The sequence below is a fragment of the Microbacterium panaciterrae genome (assembly GCF_039541635.1).
GTDB lineage: Bacteria > Actinomycetota > Actinomycetes > Actinomycetales > Microbacteriaceae > Microbacterium > Microbacterium panaciterrae.
This window is the reverse complement of sequence record NZ_BAABGP010000024.1, coordinates 208,712-222,466: the sequence shown is the minus strand read 5'-3', so window position 1 is coordinate 222,466 and position 13,755 is coordinate 208,712. Positions and strand designations below refer to the sequence as shown.

At 70.5% G+C, this 13,755-nt stretch carries 7 protein-coding genes (1 of these 7 running past the window's edge); all 7 read left to right on the top strand.

The genetic code is table 11. The annotated features are described in order from the left end of the window. The first annotated feature begins 60 nt into the window (after positions 1-60). Positions 61-1,176 carry a substrate-binding domain-containing protein gene (locus ABD882_RS17505; RefSeq protein ID WP_345188713.1) on the top strand — a complete coding sequence of 372 codons (1,116 nt, stop codon included), beginning with the start codon at positions 61-63 and terminating at the stop codon, positions 1,174-1,176. Between the two features lie 173 nt (positions 1,177-1,349). After that, positions 1,350-2,630: a phosphopyruvate hydratase gene (gene eno / locus ABD882_RS17500; RefSeq protein ID WP_345188712.1), complete on the top strand. Its 1,281-nt coding sequence runs from the start codon at positions 1,350-1,352 to the stop codon at positions 2,628-2,630. 29 nt (positions 2,631-2,659) lie between these two features. After that, positions 2,660-3,139, top strand: coding sequence for an FtsB family cell division protein (locus tag ABD882_RS17495; RefSeq protein ID WP_345188711.1), 480 nt, complete (start codon positions 2,660-2,662; stop codon positions 3,137-3,139). A 46-nt stretch (positions 3,140-3,185) separates the two neighbouring features. Continuing rightward, positions 3,186-3,707 (top strand): DUF501 domain-containing protein, encoded by a 522-nt coding sequence (locus tag ABD882_RS17490; protein WP_345188710.1) that lies wholly within the window; start codon positions 3,186-3,188, stop codon positions 3,705-3,707. A 10-nt stretch (positions 3,708-3,717) separates the two neighbouring features. Continuing rightward, positions 3,718-5,022: a S8 family peptidase gene (locus ABD882_RS17485; RefSeq protein WP_345188708.1), complete on the top strand. Its 1,305-nt coding sequence runs from the start codon at positions 3,718-3,720 to the stop codon at positions 5,020-5,022. 53 nt (positions 5,023-5,075) lie between these two features. Continuing rightward, positions 5,076-6,458: an NAD(P)/FAD-dependent oxidoreductase gene (locus ABD882_RS17480; protein ID WP_345188796.1), complete on the top strand. Its 1,383-nt coding sequence runs from the start codon at positions 5,076-5,078 to the stop codon at positions 6,456-6,458. 338 nt (positions 6,459-6,796) lie between these two features. Beyond that, positions 6,797-13,755: the 5' portion of an Ig-like domain-containing protein gene (locus tag ABD882_RS17475; RefSeq protein ID WP_345188707.1), read on the top strand. Its footprint extends 23,143 nt past the window's final position; only the first 6,959 of its 30,102 coding nucleotides appear in the window; the start codon lies at positions 6,797-6,799; its stop codon lies beyond the right edge, outside the window.

Genomic DNA, 13,755 nt, shown 5'->3' with positions numbered 1-13,755 from the left:
GGGAGCGGGCCCGCCTCGCGCGGATCCGTCCCTGCACACACCAAGAGAGAAAGAGATCACATGAAGAAGATCCTCCTTTCGGCGACAGCGATCGTCGTCGTGGGTGCGTTCGCGCTCACCGGCTGCTCGTCCGAGCGCGGCGGCACCCCCGCCTCGAGCGGTGCGGCTGCCAAGGGCTTCGCCGCCGATGCCAAGATCGGCGTCGCTCTGCCGGACAAGACCAGTGAGAACTGGGTGCTCGCCGGCAAGCTGTTCACGGACGGGCTGAGCGCTGCCGGCTTCAAGCCGGACGTGCAGTACGCGCCGGCCAGCAACACGGTCGCCGAGCAGCAGAACCAGATCTCCGCGATGGTCACCAGCGGGGCGAAGGTCATCATCATCGGTGCGAAGGACGGCAAGCAGCTGTCCACGCAGGTGAAGGCCGCGCACGACGCCGGCGCCACCGTGATCGCCTACGACCGTCTGATCGAGAACACGGACGCGCTGGGCTACTACGTCGCGTTCGACAACTTCAAGGTCGGTCAGCTGCAGGGCCAGGCCCTGCTCGACGGTCTCGCCAAGCGCGCCGGGCACCCGGCTCCGTACAACATCGAGCTGTTCTCCGGGTCTGCGGACGACGCGAACTCGGCGGTCTTCTTCAAGGGCGCGATGGACGTGCTCGACCCGAAGATCAAGGACGGCACGCTGAAGGTCGTCTCGGGTCAGACCGAGATCACCCAGACGGCGACCGACGGCTGGAAGGCCGAGAACGCGCAGCGTCGCATGGACGCCCTGCTCACGGCGAACTACAGCTCCGCGACCCTCGACGGCGTCCTCTCGCCGAACGACACCCTCGCCCGCGCCATCATCACCTCGGTGCAGCAGGCCGGCAAGACGGTTCCGGTCGTCACCGGTCAGGACTCCGAGGTCGAGTCGGTGAAGTCGATCATGGAGGGCGTGCAGTACTCCACGATCAACAAGGACACCACCCTGCTCGTCGCCCAGGCGATCAAGATGACGCAGGAGCTGCAGAAGGGCTCCACGGTCGATGTCAACGACACCAAGTCGTACAACAACGGCGTCAAGGTCGTCCCGTCGTTCCTGCTCGCCCCGGTGATCGTCACCAAGGAGAACGCCGAGCAGGCCTACGCGAACGTGCCGGCGCTGCTGGAGATCGTCAAGTCGTACAAGAAGTGATCCACGCTGCTCCGGGCTCGCGCCCGGAGCAGTTCGGAGGGCCGCGCGGACAGCACCGCGCGGCCCTTCATCGTTCCCGGCCGGAACCCGGTGCCCTGCCGCGGCTTTGGCTAGACTGGGCGGCGGACCGACGCCGCTCCACCCCTAATCCTTCCGACGCAAGGAGCACTTCCGTGGCATTGATCGAGGCTGTAGGCGCACGCGAGATCCTGGACTCCCGTGGCAACCCGACCGTCGAGGTGGAGGTGCTCCTCGACGACGGCATCGTGCAGCGCGCCGCCGTCCCCTCCGGCGCATCCACCGGCGCCTTCGAGGCGTACGAGCTGCGCGACGGCGACAAGAGCCGTTACGGCGGCAAGGGCGTGCGCAAGGCCGTCGAGGCGGTCATCGACGAGCTCGGCCCCGCCATCGAGGGCGTCGAGGCCAGCGAGCAGCGCATCATCGACGAGATCCTGATCGAGGTCGACGGCACCGAGAACAAGAGCCGTGTCGGCGCGAACGCGATCCTCGGCGTGAGCCTCGCCACGGCCAAGGCCGCCGCCGACTCGGCCGACCTGCCGCTGTTCCGCTACCTGGGCGGCCCGAACGCGCACCTGCTGCCCGTTCCGCTGTTCAACGTCATCAACGGCGGCTCGCACGCCGACAACGGCATCGACATGCAGGAGTTCTTCCTGGCCCCGATCGGCGCCGACAGCTTCTCCGAGGCGCTGCGCTGGGGCACCGAGGTGTACCACGTGCTCAAGGGCGAGCTGAAGGCGGCCGGCTTCGCGACCGGCCTCGGTGACGAGGGCGGCTTCGCGCCCGACCTGCCCAGCAACCGCGAGGGCCTGGACTTCCTGGTCAAGGCGATCGAGAAGGCGGGCTTCACGCCGGGCACCGACATCGCGCTCGGCCTCGACGCTGCCGCCACCGAGTTCTACAACGACGGCGTCTACCGTCTCGACAACCGCGACTGGACCGCCGCCGAGCTCACCGACTACTACGTCGGCCTGGTGAAGGACTTCCCGATCGTCACGATCGAGGACGCCCTCGCCGAAGACGACTGGGACGCCTGGAAGGGCCTCACCGAGGCGCTCGGATCCCAGATCCAGCTCGTCGGCGACGACCTGTTCGTCACCAACCCGGAGCGCCTGCAGAAGGGCATCGACCTCGGTGTCGCGAACTCGCTGCTGGTCAAGGTCAACCAGATCGGCACGCTGTCCGAGACGCTCGACGCGATCAGCCTGGCGCACCGCTCCGGCTACACCACGATGCTCTCGCACCGCTCCGGCGAGACCGAGGACACCACGATCGCCGACCTCGTCGTCGCCGTGAACTCGGGCCAGATCAAGAGCGGCGCGCCCGCCAGGAGCGAGCGGGTCGCGAAGTATAATCAGCTTCTGCGCATCGAGGAGGAGCTGGGCGATGCGGCGGTCTTCGCCGGGCGCTCCGCCTTCCCGCGCTTCAAGGGCTGAACGGACCAGACGCTGACGGAGGAGGAGTCATGACCACACGGCGGACTCCTCCTTCGGCGTCTGAGCGCACGGCGCAGGTCGACGTGCGCGGCTGGGTCGGCGGGATCCGTCTCAGCGGCTTCATGGTGATCATGCTGTCGCTGGTCGTGCTCGGCGCCTGGGTGCTCGTGCCGACACTGGGCACGTACCTCGACCAGAAGCAGAAGATCTCAGCTCTCGAGCACTCGGTCCAGGTCACGCAGCAGAAGATCGATGATCTGAAGGCCGAGCGCGCGCGCTGGAACGATCCGGCCTACATCACCGCGCAGGCCAGGGAGCGGCTGTTCTACGTGAAGCCCGGCGAGGTCGTGTACCTGATCGACAACGACATCGCCGCGGCCGCGCAGCCGAAGGATCAGGCCCCGGTCAGCGACAAGCCGCAGGAGCGCTCCTCGGACTGGGCCGCGCAGCTGCTGCGGAGCGTGACGGGCGCGGGCCTCGCCCAGACCGCCACCGGCGCCGCGCACTGAGACGACTCAGACGGTCCTCCCCGGGAAGACCCCGTACCCTGGAGGGGTGACCACGCCACCCTTCGCCCCGCCCACCGAGGCCGAGCTCGCGGTCGTGTCGGCGCAGCTCGGGCGTGAGGCGCGCGGTGTGGTCGGCATCGCCGCGCGATGCGTGTGCGGCAATCCGACCGTGGTCGCGACGCTGCCGCGGCTTCCCGACGGCTCGCCGTTCCCGACGTTCTACTACCTCACCCACCCGGCCGCCGCGTCCGCTCTGTCGACGCTCGAGGCCGATCACGTGATGCCGGAGCTCGCCGCCCTGCTGGAGGACGACGACACGGCGGCGGCCTACCTCCGCGCGCACCAGGCCTATCTCGCCGATCGGGCCGCGTACGGCGACGTCGCCGAGATCGCCGGGGTGTCCGCGGGCGGCATGCCTACCCGGGTGAAGTGCCTGCACGCGCTCGCCGGTCACGCGCTCGCCGCCGGTCCCGGCGTCAATCCGATCGGGGACGCGGCGCTGCTGCGCTCGACCTGGTCGCCGGAGCGCTGCGAGTGCGCAGAGCCCGGGGCCGCGCAGGCGCGATGAGACGGGCGCGATGACACTGCTGCCGCCGTCGCGGCGCGCGGATCCGCGGGGGCGCATCGTCATCGCGGGGATCCTGCTCGCGCTCGTGCTGCCGCTCGTGGCCGCGACGCCGAGCCCGACGCCTCCCGCCGATCCGGAGCGCGCCGCCGAGTACTGGATCAGCGGTGCGCACGTCGACACGGCGTGGAAGACCACGCGCGGCGCGGGCGTCACGATCGCGGTCATCGACACCGGGATCGCGAAGGGCCCGCAGCAGTTCGACGGCGCGGTCGCGGACGGCACCGACGTCTCCGGGATCGGATCCTCCGACGGGCGCACACCGCTGGGACCGCTGGACAGCGACCACGGGTCAAGGGTCGCGTCGCTCGCCGCGGGCCGGGCGCGTCCCGACGGCACCGGCATGATCGGTGTCGCCCCGGAGGCGAAGCTGCTGTCGATCTCGCTCGGGTTCGGCACCACGGCGCCGGTGCCGTTCGCGAAGCAGGTGGCGGACGCGATGGTGTGGGCCGTCGACCACGGCGCGAACGTGATCAACCTGTCCTTCACGACCAACACGCTGGAGTGGGATCAGAGCTGGGACGACGCCTTCCTCTACGCCTTCGACCATGACGTGGTGGTCGTGGTCGCCGCCGGCAACCGCGGCAGCGGCACGACCATGGTCGGCGCCCCGGCGACGATTCCCGGCGTGCTGACCGTCGGGGGAGTGGATCAGCGCGGGGTGGCGAGCCGTTCCGCCTCCACGCAGGGCATCACGATCGCGGTGTCCGCGCCCAGCGAGGCGCTGCTCGGGGTGGACGCGAACGGCACGATCGAGACGTGGAACGGCACCAGCGGCGCCGCGCCGATCGTCGCCGGGATCGTCGCGCTGGTGCGGGCAGCGCACCCGGACATGGACGCCGACAACGTGATCAACCAGGTGATCCAGACCGCCCATCCCGCGGCCCAGGCGACGTCGTACCCCGACCCGCAGTACGGGTACGGCCTGGTCGACGCGGCGGCGGCGGTCTCCGCGTCGCTGCCGCCGGTCACCGCGAACCCGCTGGGGGATCTGTCGGAATGGATCCGCCTGCACCGGCGCGCCCCTGCCGCCCAGCCGGCCCAGCCCACCAGGACCCCGGCCGCGATCCCGCCCCTGCCGCAGGCCGATACGCCGACCGTGGTGGGCTCTCCGCTCGTGCCCAGCCCGGATTCGCTGCTGTACGGTACCCTGCCGCTCGTCGCGCTCACCGTGCCTGGTATTCTGATAGCGCTTGGCGTCACCGCTGCTGCCCGGCGCATCCGTTCGGCGCGCGCACATCGCACGCCAAAATCCTGATTACGAGGAGTTGTGCCCCTGTGGCAGACAACACTGTGGCGAAGAACCGCGCTGTGCCCAAGATCCTGATCGTGGGCGGTGGATACGCCGGTTTCTACACCGCCTGGAAGCTGGAGAAGCACCTGCGCCGCGGCGAGGCGGAGGTCACCATGGTCGACCCGCTGCCGTACATGACCTACCAGCCGTTCCTGCCCGAGGTGGCCGCCGGATCCATCGAGCCGCGCCACGCCGTCGTCTCGCACCGTCGCCACCTGAAGCGCACGCACGTCGTCACCGCGAAGGTGACCGGCATCAACCACGCTGAGAAGGTCGCCACGATCACCCCGACGGTCGGCGAGTCGTACGAGTTCGCGTACGACCAGATCGTCGTGACCGCCGGCGCGGTGTCGCGCACCTTCCCGATCCCGGGCATCGCCGACAACGCGATCGGCCTCAAGACCATCGAAGAGGCCGTGGCCGTGCGTGACACGCTACTGTCCAACTTCGACAAGGCGGCGTCCATCCCGGCCGGCCCCGAGCGGGATCGCCTGCTCACGGTCGTCGTGGTCGGCGGCGGTTTCGCGGGCATCGAGGCGTTCGCGGAGCTGCGCTCCTTCGCCTCCTCGCTGATCGCGAAGTACCCGCAGCTGACGTTCGACGACACCCACTTCCACCTCATCGAGGCGATGGGCCGGATCATGCCCGAGGTGTCGCTGAAGACCAGCGAGTGGGTGCTCAAGGATCTCGCCAAGCGCGGTGCGAACGTGCACTTGGACACACAGGTCAAGGGCGCCGTCGACGGCAACGTCGAGCTCTCCACGGGTGAGGTCATTCCGAGCGATCTCATCATCTGGACCGCCGGCGTCATGGCGAACCCGACCGTCGTGCGCGGCGGGGACCTGCTCGTCGAGGAGCGCGGCCGGATCCAGACCCGCGCCGACCTGCGCGTCGGGACCGCGGACGAGTTCATCGAGGGCGCGTGGGCGGCCGGCGATGTCTCTGCCGTGCCCGACCTGTCCGGCGGCGGCGTCGGCGGCATGTGCGTGCCGAACGCCCAGCACGCGGTGCGCCAGGCCAAGCGCCTCGCCAAGAACCTCGTCGCGGTGCTGCGCGGCGAGGACACGAAGGAGTATTTCCACAAGAATCTCGGTGCGGTGGCCGGTCTCGGCCTCTACAACGGCGTCTTCCAGTCGGGCGGGCTCGCGCTGAAGGGCTTCCTGGCCTGGATCGCGCACCGCGGCTACCACGGCCTGGCCATGCCGTCGTGGGAGCGCAAGTTCCGCGTGCTCTGGGGCTGGTGGAACAACCTTTGGCTCGGTCGCGACATCGTCGGGCTCGAGGCCGTGCAGACGCCGCGCGCCGTGTTCGAGGAGTTCGCGGCTCGTCCGCGTCCGGTCGCGGAGGCCGCTCCGGCGAAGGCTGAGAAGGCCAAGGAGCCCGTCGGCGCCGCCAAGTAGCGGCCGCATCGCTCGCAACACCCCCGAGTCCTCCGTGCGGAGGAGTCGGGGGTGTTCTGCTTCTCCGCCCGATCGGGGAAGCGCCGGCACCCGGGAAACGCCGCAGGAACAGCCTGTATGCCGTCCCTGACATACGGCCCGTTCTGTGTCGCGGACGTTCCTCCGCGACACGGCGGCGACCGCCCGCCGATGTCGCTCTTGACGGGGGAGCGTCAGTGCGAGTAACACTTGTCTCGGTATCCGCGTGGGGGAGCGCGTCTACCGGTTCTATGGAGCTGTGCGTTCTACGGAGCTGGGAGGTCTTGGTGATCGCCAGGACGGATGACTTGGGGCAGCGCGTGCCTGATCTGTCGGTCGCGCGCAGCTGGCGCTCGCGCGCCGTGGCGGTCATCGCCGCGTTCGCGACGGCCCTCGTCATGTCGTTCCCCACCAGCGCATCCGCGGTGCCGCTGCCCGTCGATGCGGCACCGATCGCGGCGCAGCACGCGCCGGCAGCGCCGGTCGTGGCGCTGAGCTCGGACCTGGCGAACAGTCAGGCGCGGCTCCAGGGGCTGATCGCGCAGCAGGCGTTCGCGGCCTACGCCGACGCGCTGAACGCGTACCTCGCCGAGAAGGCCGCGTACGAGGCGGCGGTGCAGCAGGCGCAGCAGGAAGCGGCAGCCCAGGCTGCGGCGGCCGCCGCCGCAGCGGCGACGTCCGCAACCGTCGCCGCCCCCTCCACAGACACAGGGACAACCGTCGTCACGGTGACACCCGCACCCGATCCCGCGCCGGCACCCGCGACGACGCAGACGCCGCAGAGCCAGGCATCCCAGATGCACTGCGTGCGCAGCGCCGATGGAAACTCCGTCACCTGCTCGTCGGGCACTCCCTCCACCGGGACGGGAACGACGGGGACAGGATCCACGGGGACCGGGACGGGGACGACCGGGACGGGATCCACGGGGACCGAATCCACCGGGACCGGGACGACCGGGACGGGAACCACGGGGACGGGAACGACCGGGACGGGAACCACGGGCACCGGTACGACCGATACCACGACGCCGACACCCGCCCCGTCGCCGCTCATGGCGGACTCCGCACCGGCGACCCCGGTGGACGCCTCGGCGGTGCTCACCCAGGGGCAGCTCGACGCCGCCGTCTCGCAGGCGAAGGCCGAATGGGTGGCCGTCGATCCTGCGGCCGACTTCTCCGGATTCAGCGCTTCGGTGGGCGATCTCGGAGCCGGCTGGCTCGGCAGCGAGGACGGCGGCTCCGTCGTCATCGACGCGCACGCCGCCGGCTGGGGCTGGGACGTGACCTTCCCGGGCGACCCGGCATCCGCGCACATGGACCTGCTCACCGTGGTCCGCCACGAACTCGGGCATGTGCTCGGTCTCGACCACACACCTGGCACGGTGATGACGCCCTCCCTGTCGGCCGGAGAGAGCTACGGCGTCGACGCCGCGTTGCTTCCCGCTCCGGCCCCGGCTCCCGCTCCCGCTCCCGCGCCGGCACCCGCGCCGGCTCCCGCTCCCGCGCCGGCACCCGCGCCGGCTCCCGCCACTGCTCCGGCTCCCGACCCTGCTCCCGCGCCGGCTCCCGCTCCTGCTCCCGCTCCCGCGCCTGTGACCGTTCCGGCGCCCGGGACGGATCCGGCCCCCGCTCCCTCCGCGCCTGCGGGCACGGCACCCGCGCCGACCTCGGCCCCCTCCGCGACCGTACCGGCCACGCCCACCCCCGCCGCCCCGCCCGCCGCCCCGACCGTGGTGCCCGGAACCTGGACCGTGCAGCTGCCCGCCGGCACCGGAACGCTCGCGTTCCACACGGACGGCACGGTCAGCTTCACCACCCCGGCGGGCACGGTCTCGACGGCGCTCGCCGGTCTCACCGAGATCGACGTCCAGGGCGGCCACGACGACACGCTCGTGATCGATCGCGGGTCGGTCGACCCGGCGCTCACGATCCGCTTCGACGGCGGCACCGGCTTCAACACCCTGAACTTCGCGGGCGCGGCGGCGAAGACGGTCTCGAGCCCCGTCGACGCGCACTCCGGCACGGTCGTCCTCGACCACACCACTGTGATCTACGCGCGCATCGCGCCGATGACCGTGAACACCTCGGCCGACATCGCATTCGATCTCGGCTCCGCGGATGCGACCTGCACGCTGTCCCCGTCCGCCGTGGCCGGCAGTATGAACATGAACTGCCCCGGGGCGGCCGAGGTCACCGACTTCGTGATCCCGACGAACTCCCTCACGATCCAGGGCACCGGCAACGACGTCCTGCACCTGCAGGGCGCCCTCGACCTCGCAGCCGCTCACCTCACCGTGGTGTTCCGGCAGATCCTGTTCGACAGCGGGATGAGCCTCACCGCCGGCGACGTCTCCCTCACCGCGACGCAGACCGTCACCGGCGGGTTCTCGAACGCGGTGGCCTGCCTCGTGAGCGGGACTCCGGCGACGCACTGCGCCGACACCTCGATCTCCTTCACCGACGCCGCGGTGACCGCGAACACCCTCACCGCGACCGCCACCTCGACCGTGACCCCCGACTCGTTCTACGGGATCATCGTGAGCGACCACGCGGCCGTCACGGTGCAGGGCGGCTCGATCCACACCACCGGCGCCCTCGCCCTGTCCGCGACCGCGTCCGTGCCTACCTTCACGGCGAACGAGAAGTACACCGACAACCTCATCATCGATGCCGGCGCGACCGTCTCCGTCGGCGGGTCCGCGCAGCTGAGCAGCGGGTCGACGGCCATGTTCACCACGACCTCCGACGTGCACGGCACGGCGAATCCGCAGGTCGACAGCGGCAAGAGCCAGGGGAGTGCGGGAGCCGACGGATCCTCGTCGCAGCAGGACGCGGCTGTCGCCACGGTCACGGTCTTCAGCAACGCCCTCACCACGCTCACCGGCACGTCGACCCTCGCCGCGACCGGCGACGTCGCCCTGCACGCGATCAACCACGTGAACGTCGCTGCGACGGGAGACGCCAGCCCCGCGAGCAGCGGCGCCGGCATCGCGGTGGTGTTCGTGCATCAGAACACGACCGCGGCGATCGACACCGCCTCGGCCACGGCCCTCACCGCGGCCGACCTCTCCGTCGCGGCCGACAGCGACCAGGCCGCGAACGCCACCGCGCAAACCAGCCCGAAGGGCTCCACCGGAAACGACAAGAGCGTCAACGACCCGAGCCGGGCGAACGGCCAGGCGAAGACCGCCGACGGCGACGCCGGCGGCACGAGCGGCAGCAGCTCCGGGGTCGCCGGCGCCCTCGGCGTCGTCATCCTCACGGGTGGCACGCACGCCTACATCGCCCCCGCATCCGGCACGCTCGTCGTCACGACGGGCGGCACGCAGACCGTTCACGCAGGCGCCAAGAACGTCGACGCCGCATCCGCGTCGGGCGGCAACGCGGACGGATCCGGCGGGGTGGGCATCGGCATCGCGGTGAACGTCGCGACCTTCACGACCGAGGCGTATCTCGCCGGCAGCGCCACGCTGAACGCCACGGGCGTCACGGTCGAGGCCGTCGCGCCGGGGCAGTCGCAGTACGGGGCGACCGCGCAGTCGGGCGCCTCCGGCAGCGGATCCGTCGGCGTGGCCGGATCCCTCGCCGTCAACGTCGCCGTCCTGAAGACCCGCGCCGAGGTGCGCGGCACCCCGACCGTCAACGCGGACCTCACGCTGACCGGCGGATCGAATGTGCAGGATCGCACGGACGCGACCTCGAAGAAGGACGGCAGCGGCAAGTCCATCGGCGTCGGAGCGTCGATCTCGATCGACATCGTCGACAACTCCACGAACGCGGGCGTCGTCAGCGGTGCGACCCTGGCGGGCGTGCACGCACTGACTCTCAACGCCACCGGCGCGAGCGACAGCGGCACGACCGCGAAGAGCGGCGCGAAGGGCGGCGGCAGCCTCACCTTCACCGCCGTGGTCGCCCTCAACGTCGACAACGTCTCCACGTCCGCAGGGATCGCCGACGGCGCCGACCTGCACACCACCGGTGCGATCGCCGCGCACGCGAGCCAGACGGCGAAGGCGGTGACCACGGCGACCGGCGCCACCGACGGGGGCGACCTCGCCATCGGCGCGTCGTTCGCGATGACACTGGCCACGCACCGCTCCGACTCGTCCCTCGGCCGCAACGCAGTGTCCGACGGAGGCGGCGTGAGCTTCCGGGCCGATGACGCGAGCGACACCGACACCGAGGCCAGCGCGAGCGTCGCGGGCGCGAAGGGCGAGCAGAACGCGAGCGATCCGAGCGGCGACCCCACGACCGTGAACGGCAAGGGCGACAGCCAGGCCTCCTTCGCGAACGGGCGCTCGACCACGAACGGCGGCTCGGGCAGTCGCAGCAAAACCCCGGCGGCGAAGTCCGGAGACGGCGCCGGCGGCAGCGGCGGCACCTCGATCAGCGTCGCGGCCGCGATCGTGTTCAACATCGTCGACTCGACCTCCACCGCACGGCTCGCCGACGGCCAGTCCGTCACCGCGAGCAACGGCCAGGTGACGCTCACGACCACGAACACCACGCACGCCAAGGCCATCGCGACGGGCAAGGCCAGCACCGGCTCGACCCTCACGATCGGCGCCGCGGTCGCGGTCAACCTCGTGAACATCACCAATGACGCCTCGATCGGCGCCGGCAGCACGGTCCACGCCGCGACCGGCCTGACCCTGTCCGCGACGATGAACACGGTTCCGAGCGGCACGCACGCGATCGACGCCGAGGCCACCGCCGGCGCGTCCAGCTCCGACGGCACGCTGGGGCTCGCGGGCGCCTTCGCGATGAACCTCGTGAACGAGAAGACCACCGCCGAGGTGCACGCATCGCCGGCTGGCGGCGGTGGCGTCTACATCACCGGCGTCGGCGACGTGACGATGACGGCCGGATCCTCGGGCAGCAGCACGACCAAGGCCTCCGCCGACCAGGAAGGCGGCGCCACCGTCGGGATCGGCGCCTCGGTCGCCCTCAACCTCGTCAACAACGACGTCTTCACCGGCTTCGACCTGAACACCGCTGCCGCCAACGGCCCTCCGCTCTCCGGAGCGCGCAACATCACGCTGAACTCGACGAACGCCGATGCGCTGACGAACGAGACCGATGCGGGTGGCAAGGGCGGCAAAGTGACCGTCACCCCCTCCGTCGCGGTATCGATCGCGAACGAATCGTCGCAGGCCGCCCTCGGGGCGGGCCTCCTGGTGCAGGCGAGCGGTGCCATCGCCGTGAGCGCTGCTTTCACGGGCGCGGTCGACACCACCGCGAAGGGCGACACCACGGTGGGCTCCACCGCCGGGATCGGGCTGTCCCTCGCGCTCGCGGTCGTGAACCACGCCGTCGACGCGCACACCGACCGCAGCCTGAACGCGCAGGGCGCGATCACCTTCTCCGCGACCGGCAGCTCGCAGACCACGAGCGAGGCCGAGGCCGCCGCGAGCGGCGCCTCGAATGACGGCCAGGACACGAACAGCAAGGCCGACAACAACCTCGGCAACGCGAACACCACGCAGAAGGACAACAACGCCGCAGGCAAGGATTCGGGCAAGACCTCGACCCCGAAGACCGGAACGGCGGACGGCCAGGACAACAGCAGCTCGAGCTCGCCGTCGCTCTCGGTGGCCGCCGCGCTCGCGATTAACATCGTCACGACGATCAGCACCGCGACGATCGCCGACGGGCTGACCATCACGGCGGGTGGGGTGCTGACGCTGAAGAGCTCGGCGCACACCGACTCCTCCGCGCACGGCAAGGGCGACACCACCGCGAAGGCCGCGGTCGGGGTCGGTGCCGGCGTCGGCGTCAACTCGGTCGACATCACCAACCGCGCGACCACCGGCGTCTCGACGATCGTGGCGACGGGCCTGGACGCGGAGGCCGGGGTCACCGACATCGCCGACCCGAACAACCACGACGTGCTGCGGCACTGGAACGGCACGTCCTGGGACGTGATCGACCGCGGCAAGGACCTGCCCGGCCCGTACGACGGCGCGTACTTCGTGCTCACGAAGGACGATGGCAGCAACAACAAGGGCGTCTACAAGTACAACAGCTCGGGCAGCTGGGATGCGCAGAGCCCGACGAGCACGATTCCGACGAGCGGCGATACCTTCCCGACTTCGCCCGCGGCCGACGCCTGGTTCACCCTGACGAAGGCGAAGGACTCCCACCCACAGGGAAGCCTGTACCAGTGGAACGGCACGACCTGGCTGTTCCGCACCGCGAACTCGGGCGAGAAGCTTCCCACCGACGGCCCGAAGGACAAGGACTACTACCAGCTCACCGCGGATGACGGACTCGGGCACACGGCAGGGCTCTACCGGTTCGCGTCCAGCGGGCATGCGTGGAGCACGGTCGCAGGTCCGTTCGCGCATGGAGTCGACCTCCCGGCCTCTCCCACGACCGACCAGATCTTCCGTCTCGACGAGCACGAGATCGAGGCGCAGGCCGAGGCAGGCGCGGGCGATTCGACGACGATCGGCGTCGCCGGCGCCGTGTCGATCAACATCGTGAAGAACCGCACCGAAGCGGTTGTGCCGACCGGGGCGTCTGTCACCCTCAGCGGCGACGACCTCACGATGAAGAGCCGCAGCAACGAGCGCGACGCGTCGAAGGCATCCGCGAAGGCGGAGACCGGCGATTCGGTGGGGGTCGGCGCATCGGTCGCCCTCAACATCCTCGTCGGGCAGGACACCCCCTCGCTCTCGTCGAACCGCGTCCGGTCCGAGGTGGAGAACGGCGCATCCGTCACGGGCGCAGGAGCCGTCGAACTCGAGGCCAAGGGGTGGCGCCAGATCTCGACCGAGGTCGAGGCGGGTACGAAGACGTCGGGCGACAACCCGGCCATCACGCCCGCGGTCGCGCTGGTCGTGAGCAACTACGACAACGTCACCGCCCGCCTCGGGACCGGCGCCGCGCTCACCGCGACCGGCGCCTTGAGCATCACCGCGGAGCACACGAACGAGATCGACACCGTGGGAGCGGCGGATGCCGCGAGCAAGGATGTCGCCGTCGGCGCGGTGGTCGCGCTGAACGTCGTATTGAACTGGGTGACCCTGGCGGCCACAGATCGCTCGGTGACGGCCACCTCGGTCGCCATCTCGTCGACCTCGGAGATGGCAGACAGCGCCAAGGCGACGGCGAGTGCGCGCGGCACCAGCGACGACTCCGGCAACTCCGACACGAAGGCCGACAAGAAGTCCGACCAGCAGATCAAGGACAACCCGAACACCAGCGGCGCGACCGACGGCAGCACCACGCCGAAGTCGAACGACCAGACCACGTCGGCGAACAGCAGTTCGAGCGG